Below are 15,587 nucleotides of genomic sequence, written 5' to 3'. Positions count from 1 at the left end.
TCAGAGCGCCGCGGCCAGGGCCGCCATGCCGTGGTCGATGTCGCTCTCCAGAATGTTCAGCGCCGGCCGGAGGCGTACGGAGCGGGGGCCGCACGGCAGCACCACCACCCCCTGCTCCTCCCTGAGCCTGGCCACCAGGGCGTCGCGGGCGGCCCTGTCGGGCAGGTCGAACGCGCACATGAGGCCCCGGCCGCGCACGTTCGCCATGGTCTCGGGGTGCTCGGCCTCCAGCTTGGTGAGGCGTTCGAGCAGCACGGTGCCCAGGGTAGCGGCGCGCTGGATCAGGCCGTCGCGCTCGACGATCTCAAGGATGCCCCGGCTGCGCACCATGTCCACCAGGCCGCCGCCCCAGGTGGAGTTGATGCGGCCGCTCAGCTGGAACACGTTGTCCGGCACCGCGTCCACCCTGCGACCGGCCATGATCCCGCCGACCTGGACCTTCTTGGCGAACGCCACCACGTCGGGCTCCAGCCCGAGCTGCTGGTAGGCCCACGGCGTCCCGGTCGTCCCGCCGCCGGTCTGCACCTCGTCGAGGATGAACAGGGCGTCGTACTCGTGGCACAGGCGCTGCATGGCCTGGAGGAACTCCGGTCGCATGTGGTTGTCGCCGCCTTCGCCCTGGATGGGCTCGGCGATGAAGCAGGCGATGTCGTGGGGGTGGCGTTCGAACGCCTCCCTGGCCTGGGCGAGGGCGCGCTGCTCGGCCGCCTCGACGTCGCCGAAGTGGATGGCGGGCACGTCGATGCGCGGCCAGTCGAACATGGGGAACCTGTCGGTCTTGCCGGGCTCGGTGTTGGTCAGGCTCAGGGTGTAGCCGCTGCGGCCGTGGAAGGCCTTGGTCAGGTGCAGGACCTTGGTGCCGAGGTCGCGTGAGCGGCCCTCGGCCTCGTTGCGGCGGCTCTTCCAGTCGAAGGCGGTCTTGAGCGCGTTCTCGACGGCGAGGGCGCCGCCCTCGACGAAGAACAGGTGCGGGAGCGCGGGGTCGCCGAGCACGCGGACGAAGGTGTCGACGAAGTCGGCGAGGTGCTCGGTGTAGATGTCGGGGTTGGCCGGCTTGTTGCGGGCGACCTGGCCGAGGAGCTGGGTGAAGTCGGCGTCGAAGGGCGGGTTCACGCCGAGGGGGGCGGAGGCGAAGAAGGTGTAGAAGTCGAGGTAGCGGCGGCCGTCGCGGGCGTCGACGAGCCAGGAGCCGCGGCTGAGCTCCAGGTCGAGCACCAGGCGGTAACCGTCGACGAGCAGGTGGTGGGCAAGGCGGGTGTGCACGTCCATGGCGCCTCCACGTAGGGTCGTACGTTCCTTTCGAGGAACGCCTTCTCACGCATAAAATTTACGGCACACGTGGACTGGAAGTGAAGTTCTTCACGCGAAGCGCCAGAGCGATCTCGGCGATGCCATACAGGATGGCGAAGACGCCGAGCAGCCAGACGAGGCTGAGCAGGCCCGCCCCCGGCCAGATCAGCAGCAGGACGCCGAAGATCACCGACAGGATGCCGCCGACGATGAGCATCCACTCGTTGTCGATGTCCTTGCGCAGCTGGATCCCGGCGATGACCTCGGCTACGCCGGAGACGATGGCCCAGAAGGCCACGACGTAGAGCAGGGCGATGGAGGTGATCCCCGGCCAGGCGAACGCCACGACGCCGGCCAGGATCCCGACGATTCCGGAGATGAGCAGCCAGACCCGCGACCTGGCGCCGTGACGGAAGGCGGACAACAGCGCGAACACCCCGTTCACCAGGACGTACGCGGCGAAGAAGACCACCAGCACGAGCAGCGTCATGCCCGGCCAGATGAGCGCCAGGAAGCCGAAGACGACGGCCGCGAGACCACGGATCAGCAACATCCACCACGAACTTGCGATATCACCCATGCTGTTCTGTTTTCCGGGAAACACCCGAGAACAGACCAGCACCGGGTCAAATGTCAGTGACCCGGCCGCCGGCGGCGGCCACGGGTCGCCGCCGCGTTCACCTGTGCGAGTAGACCACGATCGAGACCGCGATGTACTGCACCAGGTAGGCGGCGATGGTGCAGGCGTGGAAGACCTCGTGGAAGCCGAACCAGCGGGGCGCCGGGTCTGGGCGGCGCAGGCCGTACACGATCGCTCCGGCCGAGTAGAACACGCCGCCGACGGCCACCAGCACGACGGCGGCCACGCCCGCGCCCTGCAGCAACTGCGGCATCACGAAGATCGCGGTCCAGCCCAGCGCCAGGTAGAGGACCGTGTAGAGCCAGCGCGGGGCGTTCATCCAGAACACCCGGAACAGCACGCCGGCCAGCGCGCCGCCCCAGATGACGGAGAGCACCGCGACCCTGGCCGCCCCGTCGAGCGCCAGCAGGGCGAAGGGCGTGTAGGTGCCGGCGATGATCAGGTAGATGTTGGCGTGGTCGAACCTGCGCAGGAGCTCCGCCAGGCGGGGGCCCAGCGTGCCGCGGTGGTAGGTGGCCGAGATGCCGAACAGCAGGGCCGAGGTGATCGCGTAGACGGCGGAGGCCAGGCGGGCCTGCAGGGTCGGGCCGAGCGCCACGAGCACGAACCCCGCGACCAGCGTGACGGGCAATGCTCCGGTGTGCAACCAGCCCCGCAGCCGTGGCTTGACGGTGAGGGTCGTCATGGAAACCTACGGTACCGTAGGTTTGTTCCCTCGCGCGGCCGGCCCCGCACGAGCCCCAGAGGTCACAGGCCGTTGAGGAACCGGGCCGCTATGGGGACGGCCGCCCGGCGCCCCGATCCCCCATGCCGGACGAACACGCAGAAGGCCAGGTCATCGCGGTAACCGATGAACCATCCGTGCGATCCCTCGTCGTCCAGGGCCTCGGCCGTGCCTGTCTTGCCCGCCACGCCCTCGGGCAGTCCGGCCTCGCTGGCCGTGCCGTGATCGACCACGGCGGCCATCATGTCGCGCAGCGCGCTCACGACCGCCTGGTCCATGGGCACGTCGTCGTGCGGCGGACCGTCGATGCGGCGTACCAGCTCCTTCGACAGCAGTCTGGGCGAGCGCCAGACGCCGCTCTGCACGGCGGCGGCCAGCGTGGCCATGCACAGCGGGGTGGCGACCACCTCTCCCTGGCCGATCGCGTCCGCCGCGAGCATGTCGGGATCGTCGGTGTCGGGCATGGCGCCGCAGGTCCCGCCGATGCCGGTCGCGATGGGCCGGCCGAACCCCCACAGGTCCGCGGTCTCGCGCAGCGCGCCGGCGTCGATCCTGGTGGTGGCCTGCTGGACGAAGGTCGTGTTGCAGGAGTGGGCGAACGCGTCGGTGAAGCTGACGACGCCGCGGCCCACCTGGCCGTCGTTCTGGAAGGTGCGGTGGAACGGGATGGTGTACGTGCCGGGGCACTCGACCTGGGCCGACGGGTCGAGCCCCGACTTCAGCAGCGCGGCGGCGGTGATCGTCTTGAAGGCGGAGCCGGGCGGGAAGACGTCCCGCACGGCGCTGTAGTTGTTCCTGAGGCGGTCGGCCAGCGCCAGGATCTCGCCGGTGCTCGGCCGGATGACGATGACCGCCGAGTCGTCCACCCCGTCCAGGGCCCTGGCGGCCGCCGCCTGGACCGGGCGCGACAGGGTGGTGCGCTCGACGTTCGCCTCGGGCGCCCGGGCCAGCAGCCGCCTGGCGGGCCGGCCCGGGGCCCTGGACACCAGCTCCCAGCCGTGGCCGGCGGTCTCGAACTCGGGTTTGAGCGGATCGAGGTACGCCTCCGCGTAGCTGTCGTTGGGGATCTTGTGGCCCTCTCTGGTGACCAGCTCGGCCGCCGAGGCCTCGATCTCGCCCAGCTCCAGCGTGCCGCCGTCCTTGAGCAGGGGGTGCAGCGTCTCGGGCGCCCACAACACCTTCCAGGCCCGCTCGCGTACGCCGAGCCGTAACACGCCGGTGAACGGCCACGCCCCGAGCTCGGCGAGCCGGCGCACCCCCGAGAACGGCACTTCGGCGCTCTCGCCTCCCGCGCTCTTCACCTGGCCGGGAGTGAGCTGGATGGACTCGACGTGCAACTCCTCCGTCAGCGCGTAGTGCCGCTGGGAGAAGTCGGGGGGCGGCTGGTGCACCAGGCGGACCATGCCCAGGACGTCACCCTCGCGCCACGCCGCGAAATACGCCGCGGCGGTCTCGGACGCGCTTCCTCTGACCCGGCTCGACGCCATCACGGCGAATGCACCCGCACCAAAGACCGCGACAAGAGCGACAACGAGCACCATCAGTCTTCTTCGTCGCATACGGTTCTCCCAGGAGGGATCAGCGTGGCACGTGGACAGCGGGAACCGATGCCCGGCCTTTATCCGGTGACGTTCGGCGAGATCGAACTTCTCCGGGATCTGGACAGGCAGGACGGCTGGGTGCTGTCCAAGGATGGCGTACCTCAGTCGTACGTAGACCTACAAGACCCGACATTTCTGGAATTCGAGTATGTCCGGCTCATGGCGGACGTGATCGACCTCCTGGCGGAAGGGCCGCTCAGCTGCCTGCACGTGGGCGGCGGCGCCTGCACGATCCCCCGTTACGTCGCCGCCACCCGCCCCGGCTCCCGCCACATCGTGATCGAGCCCGACAGCCTGCTGGTCAACCTCGTACGCGAGCAGCTGAACCTCCGGTCCGTCCCCAAACTGAAGGTCATCGTCGACGGAGGCCGCGAGGGCACCGCCAAGATCTGGGACGCCTCGGCCGACCTGGTGGTGCTCGACGCCTTCTCCGGCGCGACGATGCCGGTGGAGCTGGCCACGGCCGAGTACATGGGCGACATCGCGCGCGTCCTCCGCCCGTCGGGCACCCTGCTGATCAACCTGGCCGACGGCAAGGGGCTGGCGTTCGCCCGGCGCCTGCTGGCCACCGTGACGGCCGCCTTCGGCCACGTGGCCCTGATGGCCGAGCCGGGGATCATGCGCGGCCGCCGCTTCGGCAACCTCATCGTGGCCGCGTCCCGCACCGGGCTCCCGCTCGACCTGCTGAGCCGGAGGGCGGCGGGGGGCCTGACCCAGGCGCGCTGCGTGCACGGCGAGGCGCTCACCAACTTCGTCGCCGGGGCCGCCCCCATCCACGACGGCGACCCCGTTCTGGCGCCCGTCCCCCCACCCGCGGTCTTCGGCTGACCCTCGGACCACCCCGCCGCGTAAGCACGCCCCGCTTCGGGGGTGGCCGACCTGTGCCCGGACAATCCCTCTCGCCCTCTTGCCGAAAAAGTGATATCACTTAGATAGCAACGTGAAATCGGCAGAGGAGGAGACAGGTCATGACCGACACAACAGGCGGGGTCGCGGTCGAAGGGGCCGTCATCGACATGCCGGCGCCGCGCACGAGCGAGCGCCCGGTCCGGGCGGCCAACGGGTTCGTGATGGTCGGCGTGTCCGCGCTGGGCACGCTCTCGGGGGTGGCCCTGCTCATCGTGGCGATCGCCATGCTCGCCTCGGGGGCCGGGCAGGGCGGCGTGTGGCTGCTCGTGGCGTCCGCGCTGGTGATCCTCATCGGCATCGTGCTGTCCTTCGGGCTCACCGCGGTGGCCCCGGGCGAGGCCAGGGTCGTGCAGCTGCTCGGCCGCTACGTCGGCACCCTGCGCACGCCCGGCCTGCAGTGGGTCAACCCGATCACCCTGCGGCGGCGGGTGTCCACCAGGATCCGCAACCATGAGACGGACGTGACGAAGGTCAACGACGCCGACGGCAGCCCCATCCAGATCGCGACCGTGGTGGTCTGGCAGGTGGAGGACACGGCGCAGGCGGTCTTCGAGGTGGACGACTTCGTGGAGTTCGTCGCCATCCAGGCGGAGACGGCGGTGCGCCACATCGCGGGCAGCTACCCGTACGACTCGCACGGCGAGCCGCGGTTGTCCCTGCGCGACAACGCCGACGAGATCAACGAGAAGCTGTCCGCGGAGATCTCGGTCAGGGTGGCCGCGGCCGGGGTGAAGGTCATCGAGTCCCGCATCATCCACCTGGCCTACGCGCCGGAGATCGCCCACGCGATGTTGCGCCGCCAGCAGGCCGGCGCGGTGGTGGCGGCCCGCCAGCGGATCGTCGAAGGAGCGGTCGGCATGGTCGAGACGGCGCTGGCCAAGCTCGCCGAGCACGACGTGGTCGAGCTGGACGAGGAGCGCAAGGCCGCCATGGTGAGCAACCTGCTCGTGGTGCTGGTCGGCGATCGTGACACGCAGCCGATCGTGAACACCGGAACGCTTTACCAGTAAACGTCGTGGAACGGAAGAAGATCCTCCTGCGGCTCGACCCGGTGGTCCACGACGCGCTGGCCAGGTGGGCTTCCGACGAGCTGCGCAGCACCAACTCGCAGATCGAGTTCCTGCTGCGCAGGGCCCTGTCGGAGGCCGGGCGCCTGCCCGACGGCGTGGGGCGGATGCGGCCCCGCGGACGGCCCCGGAAGACCCAGGAGAGCCAGGAGGAAACCCAGGAGGACAAGGAGCCGGCGGATGAAGACGGAGATACGGGTGAAGCGGGATGAGTCGCTGCCGAGGTCGGCGTTCCTGCTCGCCTTCGACCTGCGCAAGGAACGACTGGCCAACCGCGGCGAGCTGGGCTACCTGCTGCGCGCGGCGGCGCTGGCCGAGCTGCTGGTGGCAGGCAACCTGACGGACGACGCGGGCATGGCGCGGGCGGTCATCGCCCCCGTCGATCCCGGCCCGCTCCAGGCGGCCGTGTGGGAGCAGATCTCGAACTCCCCGCCCCGGTCGTGGCGGCAGTGGATCCGCAAGGACCGCGCGGACGCGTTCCGCCTCGTCCGCGACGAGCTGGAGGCCGCCCGGCTCATCCGGGTGGAGCGGCGGCGGGTGCTGCTGTTCCCCGTCGAGCGGATCACGCCGCGCCGGCCGTACCTGTCGCGCAAACTCGCCGAGCGCGTCAGCCGGGCCGCGCTCGGCGGCCGGCCCGTGGGCCGCCTCGACCAGGACGTCCGGATCCTGGCGGCCCTCGCGGCGGCGGCCAGGCTGAAGATCATGCCGCCGGAGCGGGAGCCACGCCACCACGGCAGGAGACGGATCGAGCAGCTGTCGGAGCCGGTCGAACCGGTGGCCACCGCGCTGCGCAAGGCCGTGCAGGCCGCTCAGGCCAGCAGTGAGGGCTGATGGCAGGACGCTAGGACGGGTCGGGCCCCAGGTAGGCGAGGACGGCGGCCACCCTGCGGTGCACGTCCCCGCTGTTCTCCAGGCCGAGTTTGGTGAAGATGGCGTTGACGTTCTTCTCCACCGACGAGATCGACAGGTGCAGGGCCCGGGCGATGGCCGAGTTCGAGCGGCCGTGCGCCATCTCGCGCAGCACGTCGCGCTCGCGGCCGGTCAGCTCCTCCCGCTGGCCGCGCACGTCACGCCTGGCCAGCAGGCCCTCCACCACCTTCGGGTCGATGACCGAGCCGCCCGAGGCCACCGCGTTGATCGCGCCGAGCAGCTCGTCCAGATCCCCCACCCGGTCCTTCAGGAGATAGGCGTAGCCCTCGGTGCCGTGCTTGAACAGCTCGAACGCGAACAACGCGTCCGCGAACTGCGACAGCACCACCACCCCGACCCCCGGGTGGGCGGAGCGGATGCGGTGGGCGGCGTCGATGCCCTCGAAGCCCGGCCGCCACTCCCCTCCCGGCATCCGGATGTCGGTGATCACTACGTCGGGACCGAGCCGGCGTACGGCGTCGAGGAGTTCGTCGGCGTTGCCCACCGCGCCCACGACCGCCACCTCGCCCGACATCTCGAGCAGCCGGCGGGTGCCCTCACGCACCAGATAGTGGTCGTCGGCCACGACCGTGCGGATCGGCTCACCCATCGACCGGCACCCACGCGTTCACCCGTGTCCCCTTCCCCGGCTCGCTGCCGACGGTGAGGCCGCCGCCGAGGGCGTCCAGCCGGTCCGACAACGTCGCCAGTCCCCTGCGCCGCGTGAGCGCGGCGTCGAAGCCCTTCCCGTCGTCGGTGACGGCGGCGGTCAGGCGGCCGCCCGCCCGCGACAGGCGTACGTCTATGGTGGCGGCCTTCGCGTGCTTGAGAGCGTTGGCCACGGCCTCGCTCACGGTGAAGTACATCGCACCTTCTATCTCGTCGGTGAAGCGCCTCGACCGCAGGTCCGGGGACGAGGTCACCGTCGTGCGCACGGGCAGGCGCGAGCAGCGCTCCTCGACGGCCTCCACCAGGCCGCCCTGGCTGAGGGACGACGGGTGGATTCCGGCCGCCAGCTCGCGCAGGTCGGCGAGCGTCTGGCGGGCCTGCTCGCGAAGGTGGGTGAGCATGTCGGCGCCCGCTCCCGTGGCGCGGGCCAGCTCGATGCCGGCGATGAGGGCGACGAGCTGCTGCTGGACGCCGTCATGGATGTTGCGTTCGATGCGGCGGCGTTCGGCCTCCTGGGCGTTGACCAGCCGGGTGACCAGCCCGGCGCTCTGGATCGCCAGGCCCGCGGGCACGGCCAGCGCCTCCAGGAGCCGCCGGTCCTGGCCGGTCAGCGGTCCGGCGTCCCTGGGGCCGCATTCGATGTGCCCGAGGCCGCCGCGTACCGGCATCGTCAGCGCGGCCGGGCCCTCCGCCCGGCCCGCCACCACGCGTGTCCCGTCGGCGAGCGTCACGGCCGCCCATCTGAGCTCCAGCCCGGCGCGCACCGCGGCGGCCAGCCGGCCGAGCTGCTCCACCGGCTCGGGTGTGTCCTCCAGCGCGGTGCCCAGGTCCGACAGCACCTCGCCGACCGTCGGCCGCACGTCGAACACCAGGTGCAGGCGCGACCCCCTGATGGCGAACCGGATGTCGAGCAACCGGTGCCGCACGATCGCCACCCCGAGGGCGGCGGGAAGGGAGCTGACCAGCGCCAGCCCGGCTATCGCCGTGAGGGTCGGCGTGCTGAGCCCGAGGAGGAAGAGCAGCGTCATTAAGCCGCCCGCCGCGCTCGCGGCGACACCCGCGACCATGCACGCGTACTGCCCGCGCTCGGGCGGCCGGCTGCGCCGCCAGCGGAGCACCAGGCCGCAGAACACCACCCCCGCGATGACCCACGTGACGAACTGCCCGAAGCCGCCCGCCGCTGCCGCGACCAGCCGGTCAGCCGGCAAGGACGTCATCGCCGGGCTGCTGGGATCCACCCCTGCGATCGCTGTACCGACGCCGTGCACGGCGATCGCGATGCCCGAGATCCACGGGACGGCCCGCCAGCGCCTCGAGGGCAGCCGGCCGTCGGGGAACAGCAGCGGGACGAAGATCCAGGCCAGCCCGTAGAACAGCGCGTACCCGACGGTGGACACGTAGGTGAATCCCGCGTGGGCGCCGGAAGCGGTCAGCCCCACGCCGAGCGTGCCGGCCCCCAGCGACAGGGCGGCCGCGAGCAGGACCCAGCCGTAGCGGATCTCCGGACGTCTGAACGCCAGCAACCAGCCCACGGCGGGCAGCAGCAGGAAGAGCACCATGGACACCAGCGCCACCAGTGAGGAGGGCCAGCCTCCCACCAGCGACATGCCCACCACGATCCCCGTGGCCGAGGCCACCGCGAGCAGCCCGGCCACCAGCCTGGATGTCATAAGCCTCCATCGTGATGGGGGATCGGGAGGGCGTCTATGAGGTTATCCGCATATTTCCTACGGACAGCCCCACCTGCGAGAACGGCGGTCCACTTGGTGGCTCGCTCACCCGCGCTCCGGTTCGCTGGTGGTACACGACATCGAGCCGAAGGAGCCTGTCCATGCATACACCGTCGAAGCCCGCCCTGGCCCTGGCGGCGGCCGCGGTGGCGGCCACCATGACGGCGTGCGTGAGCCAGCCGGTTCCCGCCCAGGCCGCGGCGGCCCTCTCCACCGCCACCTCCGCTCCCGAGATCCCCGCGACGCCGGCGGGCAAGCAGCTCGGCTGGCTGATCGACGCCAGCAGCCGCCCCCCGATCCCCGAGGAGGAGCTGAAGAAGCACTTCGCTGCCTCCTTCCTCAAGAACATCCCCGCCGACCAGATCAACCAGGTCCTGGCCGGGTTCAAGGACATGCGGCTGACGGAGATCGTCCAGTCGCAGGACAACGCCCTCATCGCCCTGGTGCAGGTGGGCGGCTCGGCGTCGGAGGTCGTGCTCTCCGTTGACGGCTCGGGCCTGATCGACGGCCTGCAGTTCCGCGCGCCCGCCCCGAAGAGCTGGTCCGAGCTCGACAGGCGGCTGCGCAAGGCCGCGCCCCAAGTCGGGTTCCTGGCGGCGGAGGTGAAGAAGAACGGCGACTGCCGCCCCCTGCACGCCGTCGCCGGGGTCACGGCGCGCCCGCTGGGCTCGATGGTCAAGCTGTATGTGCTGGGCGCGGTGGCACAGCGCATCAAGAGTGGCGCGTTCGGCTGGGACACCAAGCTCACCATCACGCCCGAGTCGAAGAGCCTGCCGTCCGGCCGGCTCCAGGACCGGCCGGACGGCAGCAAGGTCACCGTGCTGGAGGCCGCCAAGCTGATGATCTCCATCAGTGACAACACGGCCACCGACCTGCTGATCCGCAAGGTGGGCCGCAAGACGGTCGAGCGTACGATGCGGGCCTGGGGCAACCACGACAAGCGCAACGCCCCGCTCCTCACCACGCGGGAGCTGTTCGTGCTGAAGGGCGCCGACTACCCCCGCCACGCCAAGCGGTACCTGTCGCTGAGCACCGCGAAGAAGCGGGACTACTTGGAGAAGGTCGTCGCCAAGGTGCCCCTGGACACCATCGCCGCGTGGGACAAGCCGCGTGAGCTGGACACGATCGAGTATTTCGGCTCGCCCTCCGACATCTGCCAGGCCTACGCGCGGCTGGCGAAGATGCCCGACAAGCACGTGAACGAAGCGATGTCGATCAACGACGCCGGGCTCGGGCTGCCGGCGAAGCAGTGGCCGAGGGTGTGGTTCAAGGGCGGCTCGGAGCCGGGCGTGCACGACCAGAGCTTCCTCGCCCGCACGTCCGGCGGGAAGACGTACGTCGTGACGGCGATGGCGGTCAACCCGAAGGCGCTCTTCGACGACGCGGCGCTTGGCGTGGAGCTGACCGCCCTGGCCCGCGGCGCCTTCTCTCTGGCCAACGGCTCCTGAGCAGGCGGCCGCAGAACCGGACCGGGACCTCACGCGCATCGGCGTGGGCCCCGGTCCGGCGACTTCGCGCAGGCGGGCGGCTTACAGGAAGCCGTCTCCGTCGAAGAGGTCTCCCATTTCGACGGTGTTGCCGAGGTCGACGGAGGGACCCTCCTGGTCGGCCACGGTGGAGTTGGACACGATGACGGCGGCGCTGGAGCCCGTTCCGATGCTGTTGCCGACCTCGGTCGCGGTGTTGCCGACAATCTGGGAGTTCCTGACCGAGATGCTGCCCTGGGTGTAGACGGCGCCTCCCTTGGCGGCGGAGCTGCCGGTGATGACGCTGTCCTGCAACGTCAGGGCACCCCCGGAGTCGACGAGGACCGCGCCGCCGTTCGCGCCGTCGACCCGGCCGTTACGGAGAGTGACCCGGTTGAGGGTGAGCTTGCCTCCGTGCTTCACCTGGAAGATGCGGAAGGCCGAGGCGTACGCCGCCCTTTCGATGGTCGCACCGTTGCCGTTGACCGTGACATCCGCCCTGATCACCGGCAGCCCGTTGGCGCCGTTGTCGGCGTTCACCAAGCGATAGACGCAGCCGGCCTGCAGGTCGAGAGTCCCGCCGGCGGTGTTGACCCTCTCGATCGCGCGCTTCAGCGCGGCAGCGGAGCAGGTGACGGGGGCCGCGACGGCGGGAGTGGCGACGGGCCCGAGAGCCGCCCCCGCCAGGGCGACGACCGTGCAGACTTTGGAGGTGAATCGCATGTGGACTCCTGTGTTAACGGGAAGCCTGGTGGCTGTGACCGGCTCGGACAGGAACCAGGGGGCCTGACGCGCTCTTCACGCCCACCGTCGGCCCAGGTCGGGTCGCGCAGGAGCACGGCCCATGAGCCGACCGCATGGGCATGCGGTGTGTGCCGGCGGGCGGGTGAGAGGGTACGACTCGCCGGTTCCATCACCGAACGTAATCGACCGCGCCGACCGTGTAACGCTACGACGCGCATCACTCCGCCAAGGACTCGTCACCCTACGGGAAAGCGACCGGCACACGGCGTCGGCCCGCCTCCTGAACGTTCGGGAGGCGGGCCGGCAGAGGAACGGGACGTGTCACACCTTCCCGAGCGTGAGGCAGGCGACGCGGTCACCCGCCATGCCGACCTCGGGCCCCTTGGGTGTGGTGGGCTTGGAGTGGATGACCAGCGAGGCCGGCAGCCTGTCGGGGTCGAGCGCCCAGTCGTTGCGGGCCGTCGAGCGGCCGGCCCCTTCGTCGTCGGTGCGGATGTCGAGCCAGACCTCGCTCTCCGGATTGATCTTGCCCGGGTTGTGCTGGAAGTGCGGACCGGAGTCGTCGGGCTTCTTCCCGCACGGCTTGGTGTGCAGGTGGACGCCGTAGCGCCGGTCGGGCAGCAGGCCCTCCGCGACGAGCGAGGTCGTGGTCTCGTCTCCTGACGACTCGGCGGTGACGCTGGCCTGGGCGCCCTTCGGGGCGAGCTTGCGGTCGTAGGCGATGGCCGAGGTGTCGCCGTCGGTGAACTCGCCGGAACCGGACAACGTGATCGCGCTCTCCGGGCTCTTGGCGACCTCGGGACCGGCCGCGTTCTGCACGGGGGCGGGCGGCCCCGCACAGGCTCCGGCACAGGCGACGGCGAGCAGGACGAGCGGAAGTTTGGACACGCGCATGAGACCCCCATGATTCGAGCCCCTCCGGCATGAGGGCTCCGAGAGGCACCCACTCTAACGAGTGACCGGCCGATCACATAACGTGTTGGGGGAACCGGTGCCAGGTTGCAGGGCGCCGTCAGCCGACGTGGGCGCGGGTCTCCGCGAACGCCCGGTCCGTGCCTTCCAGGGCCTTGGCGACGTCGCCCTCCGTGTGCGCCGCCGACATGAACCAGTTGTGCCACGGGTGCAGGTAGACGCCGTGCCGCAGGCAGGCGTCGCTCCAGTACATCGCCACGGACAGGTCGGCGTCGCCGTCGAAGCTGAGCCACGGGATCGTCACCGGTCCCGTCTGGTTCACGGTGAACCCGTGCGACGTGGCCTGCGCGTGGAGCCCCTCGCGCAGTTGGGCGCCCGCCCTCTCCATGGCGGCGATGCCGTCCGTGTCGCGCAGGGTCTCGATGGTGGCCTTGGCCGCCGCCATGGCGACCGCCGAGAACCAGAACGACCCCGTCGAGTACAGCGTCTGCGCCGGTCCGCGGAGCGCGTCCGTGCCGGTCACGGCGGCGATCGGGTAGCCGTTGGCCATCGCCTTGGACCAGGCCGTCAGGTCGGGGCGCACCCCGTACGGCTCCCATGAGCCGCGCAGGTCGACGCGGAACCCGGCCCGCACGTCGTCGATCACCAGGGCGGCCCCGAGGCGGTCCGCCAGGGCGCGGGCGCCGCGGGCGAAGGCCGGCTCCACCAGCTCCTGGTCCTCGAAGGAGTCGTGTTTGAAGGGGGTCACGATGATCGCTGCCACGTCCCCTCCCACGGTCGCCGCCGCCGACTCCAGCGACTCCAGCGAGTTGTAGGTGAACTCCACCAGGTCGGCCCGCTCGTTCGGCGTCGTGCCCGCGGGTGACGGCGTGCACCAGGGGTCGGCCCCGTGGTAGGCGCCGTGCGCCATCAGCACCTTCGTCCGCCCGGTGGCGGCCCTGGCGACCATGAGCGCCTGCGTGGTGGCGTCGGTGCCGTTCTTGGAGAACATCGCCCAGTCGGCGCTCGGCACGGTGTCCACCAGCAGCTCGGCCAGCTCCACCATGATCGGCCCGGGCCCGTTGAGGCAGTCGCCGAGCGCGGCCTGGCGGGCGGCGGCCTCCTCCACGCGGGGGTGCCGGTGCCCGAGCACGACGGGGCCCCAGCTGCACATGAAGTCGATGTACTCCCTGCCGTCGACGTCCCACTGCCGGCAGCCCTCGCCGCGTTCGAAGAACTGCGGGAAGCCGGGGGCGAAGAGGGCGGCGTTGAGGTGGCCGTACATGCCGCCGGGGACGACCTTCGAGGCCCTGCGGCGGAGTTCTGCGTCGGTCATCTTGTGGTCCTTAGGGGAGGCTGAGGGGTACTTAGAGGAGGCTGAGGGTGGATGCGAGGTCGGTGAGGCCGGCGTCCGAGCCGAGGCCGGTGGCCACGCGGGCGGCGGCGGCCGTGCCCCAGCGGGCGGCGGCCTGCGCGTCCTGGCCGTGCAGCAGGCCCGTGAGGAAGCCGGCGCAGTAGGCGTCGCCGCAGCCGGTCGTGTCGGCCACCTCCGCCTCGATCGCGGGCACCCGCTCCGCGCCGTCCGCCGTCACGACGAGGCTGCCCGCCGCGCCGAGGGTGACGAGCACGCCGCGCGGCCCGCGTGCCAGCAGGGCGTCCGCGGCCGCCGCGACGTCGGTGGCGCCCGTCATGAGGAGGGCCTGCGACTCGTTGGGCAGGACGTAGTCCACGTGGGGCAGGAACGCCGTGGCCATGCCCAGCAGGTCGGGCAGCTCCGACAGCAGGTCCATCGTGACGATCGTTCCGGCGGCGCGTACCTCGTCCAGGAGCGCGAAGAAGGCCGGGTCGCCGAGGCCGAACGTGACGTCCATCCCGCCGAGGTGGATCGCCCGCGCGCCCCGCAGCACGTCGGCGTCCAGGTCGGCGTACGTCACCCCGAGGTTCGCGCCGGGCACGTGGAAGCTGGGCCGTCCGCCGTCGGGCCTGATGGGCAGGATCGACGCGGCGGTCTGCTCCCCCGCCCTGCGTACGAGGCGCGAGACGTCCACGCCGCGCTTGGTGAGCACCGCCAGCAGGAAGTCGCCCAGCTCGTCGTCGCCGACGGCGCCCATGGTGACCACGGAGTTGCCCAGCTTGACCAGGTCGACCGCCGTTCCCGCGGCGGCGCCGGCGGCGGTGAGGCGGATCTGGTCGACCAGCACGGTGTCCTGGCCGTCGGGGATGTGCTCGACGGGCCTGGCGAGGATGTCGACGATGTGCACGCCGACGGTGGCGACGGTCATGGTCTCAATAGACAGACGTCCGAATAAAAAGTCAATATGGTGAAGTACGCCTACGAGAGGGGCAGCCCGATGCCGAAAATCGTGGACCACGACGAGCGCAGGCGCGAGGTCATGGCGGCGGCCGGCCGGGTGATCGTCAGGGACGGCATCGACGCCGCCACCACGCGGGCCATCGCCAAGGAGGCCGGCTACTCCAACGGGGTCCTCGCCCACTACTTCGCCGACAAGGACGAGATCCTGCTGTCGGCGCTGCGCCAGTCGCACCAGCGCATCCGTGCCCGGCTGACCGCCAAGGTCGAGGGCGCGACGGGGCTGGCCGCGCTGCGCGAGCTGCTGCTCGACAACCTGCCGCTGGACGACGAGCGCGGCCGGGAGACCCGGCTGGAGGTCAGCTTCTGGAGCCGCAGCCTGACCTCGGAACGCCTGGCCGAGGTCCAGCGGGCGGAGGCGGCCGAGCTGCGCGCCGCCGTACGCCACCTGCTCGGGCAGGCCCGCGCGGCCGGCGAGCTGGCCCGGGACGTGGACGAGGACCTGGACGACCTCGCCGAGCACCTGCTCGCCCTGGTGGACGGCCTCAGCCTGCACCTGCTGCTCTACCCCGGCCGGATCACCCGGGAGGGCGCGGAACGCATCATGCTGGGCGCCCTCGACCCCCGCTAATTGCC

Annotated in this window: 16 protein-coding genes; 6 read left to right on the top strand and 10 right to left on the bottom strand. The window is 71.0% G+C overall.

The genetic code is table 11. From position 1 onward, the window contains the following. The 4 genes from lat to ABGA98_RS14425 form a co-directional block, all read right to left on the bottom strand. A complete protein-coding gene (gene lat / locus ABGA98_RS14440) occupies positions 1–1,269 on the bottom strand; it encodes an L-lysine 6-transaminase (RefSeq protein ID WP_347618760.1) in 1,269 nt (422 codons plus the stop codon). Positions 1,270–1,327: 58 nt separating this feature from the next. After that, entirely contained in the window at positions 1,328–1,870 is a 543-nt protein-coding gene (locus tag ABGA98_RS14435; RefSeq protein ID WP_347618759.1) for an HdeD family acid-resistance protein, read from the bottom strand. 97 nt (positions 1,871–1,967) lie between these two features. Next, positions 1,968–2,615: a hemolysin III family protein gene (locus ABGA98_RS14430; RefSeq protein WP_347618758.1), complete on the bottom strand. Its 648-nt coding sequence runs from the start codon at positions 2,613–2,615 to the stop codon at positions 1,968–1,970. A gap of 62 nt (positions 2,616–2,677) precedes the next feature. Continuing rightward, positions 2,678–4,195: a penicillin-binding transpeptidase domain-containing protein gene (locus tag ABGA98_RS14425; RefSeq protein ID WP_347618757.1), complete on the bottom strand. Its 1,518-nt coding sequence runs from the start codon at positions 4,193–4,195 to the stop codon at positions 2,678–2,680. A gap of 42 nt (positions 4,196–4,237) precedes the next feature. Here ABGA98_RS14425 and ABGA98_RS14420 point away from each other — a divergent pair, with 42 nt between their 5' ends. From ABGA98_RS14420 to ABGA98_RS14405, 4 genes are all read left to right on the top strand, one after another. Beyond that, positions 4,238–5,083 carry a fused MFS/spermidine synthase gene (locus ABGA98_RS14420; RefSeq protein ID WP_347618756.1) on the top strand — a complete coding sequence of 282 codons (846 nt, stop codon included), beginning with the start codon at positions 4,238–4,240 and terminating at the stop codon, positions 5,081–5,083. Positions 5,084–5,223: 140 nt separating this feature from the next. Then, positions 5,224–6,174, top strand: a complete 951-nt coding sequence (locus ABGA98_RS14415; RefSeq protein ID WP_347618755.1) for an SPFH domain-containing protein — start codon at positions 5,224–5,226, stop codon at positions 6,172–6,174. A gap of 5 nt (positions 6,175–6,179) precedes the next feature. Beyond that, positions 6,180–6,443 (top strand): hypothetical protein, encoded by a 264-nt coding sequence (locus ABGA98_RS14410; RefSeq protein WP_347618754.1) that lies wholly within the window; start codon positions 6,180–6,182, stop codon positions 6,441–6,443. Beyond that, complete coding sequence (locus ABGA98_RS14405) at positions 6,412–7,062, top strand: GPP34 family phosphoprotein (protein WP_347618753.1); 651 nt, start codon at positions 6,412–6,414, stop codon at positions 7,060–7,062. Before ABGA98_RS14410 ends, ABGA98_RS14405 begins: the two co-directional genes overlap by 32 nt. A gap of 10 nt (positions 7,063–7,072) precedes the next feature. On the opposite strand, the gene ABGA98_RS14400 is transcribed toward ABGA98_RS14405, so the two are convergent. Then, positions 7,073–7,750 (bottom strand): response regulator transcription factor, encoded by a 678-nt coding sequence (locus tag ABGA98_RS14400; RefSeq protein ID WP_347618752.1) that lies wholly within the window; start codon positions 7,748–7,750, stop codon positions 7,073–7,075. Beyond that, positions 7,743–9,479, bottom strand: coding sequence for a sensor histidine kinase (locus ABGA98_RS14395; protein WP_347618751.1), 1,737 nt, complete (start codon positions 9,477–9,479; stop codon positions 7,743–7,745). The genes ABGA98_RS14400 and ABGA98_RS14395 overlap by 8 nt, the downstream gene beginning before the upstream one ends. 161 nt (positions 9,480–9,640) lie before the next feature. On the opposite strand from ABGA98_RS14395, the gene ABGA98_RS14390 reads away from it, so the two are divergent. Continuing rightward, positions 9,641–10,987, top strand: coding sequence for a serine hydrolase (locus ABGA98_RS14390; RefSeq protein WP_347618750.1), 1,347 nt, complete (start codon positions 9,641–9,643; stop codon positions 10,985–10,987). Between the two features lie 81 nt (positions 10,988–11,068). On the opposite strand, the gene ABGA98_RS14385 is transcribed toward ABGA98_RS14390, so the two are convergent. The 4 genes from ABGA98_RS14385 to ABGA98_RS14370 all read right to left on the bottom strand — a co-directional run bounded on the left by ABGA98_RS14385 (position 11,069) and on the right by ABGA98_RS14370 (position 14,922). After that, the gene (locus ABGA98_RS14385; protein ID WP_347618749.1) at positions 11,069–11,728 is read right to left on the bottom strand and encodes a right-handed parallel beta-helix repeat-containing protein; all 660 of its coding nucleotides are present in this window, start codon (positions 11,726–11,728) and stop codon (positions 11,069–11,071) included. A gap of 342 nt (positions 11,729–12,070) precedes the next feature. Further along, entirely contained in the window at positions 12,071–12,643 is a 573-nt protein-coding gene (locus ABGA98_RS14380; RefSeq protein ID WP_347618748.1) for a hypothetical protein, read from the bottom strand. Positions 12,644–12,761: 118 nt separating this feature from the next. Beyond that, positions 12,762–13,976, bottom strand: a complete 1,215-nt coding sequence (locus ABGA98_RS14375; RefSeq protein ID WP_347618747.1) for an aminotransferase class III-fold pyridoxal phosphate-dependent enzyme — start codon at positions 13,974–13,976, stop codon at positions 12,762–12,764. A 31-nt stretch (positions 13,977–14,007) separates the two neighbouring features. Then, on the bottom strand, positions 14,008–14,922 hold the full coding sequence (locus tag ABGA98_RS14370) for a carbohydrate kinase family protein (protein ID WP_347618746.1): 915 nt from the start codon (positions 14,920–14,922) through the stop codon (positions 14,008–14,010). Positions 14,923–14,991: 69 nt separating this feature from the next. Between ABGA98_RS14370 and ABGA98_RS14365 the strand changes: the two genes are divergently transcribed. Beyond that, positions 14,992–15,582 carry a TetR family transcriptional regulator C-terminal domain-containing protein gene (locus ABGA98_RS14365; protein WP_347618745.1) on the top strand — a complete coding sequence of 197 codons (591 nt, stop codon included), beginning with the start codon at positions 14,992–14,994 and terminating at the stop codon, positions 15,580–15,582. Positions 15,583–15,587 lie beyond the last annotated feature (5 nt).

The organism is Nonomuraea sp. B1E8 (genome assembly GCF_039871515.1).
In the GTDB taxonomy this organism is placed as follows: domain Bacteria; phylum Actinomycetota; class Actinomycetes; order Streptosporangiales; family Streptosporangiaceae; genus Nonomuraea.
Note: the sequence above shows the minus strand (reverse complement) of the source record. Positions and strands in the feature narration are given on the sequence as shown.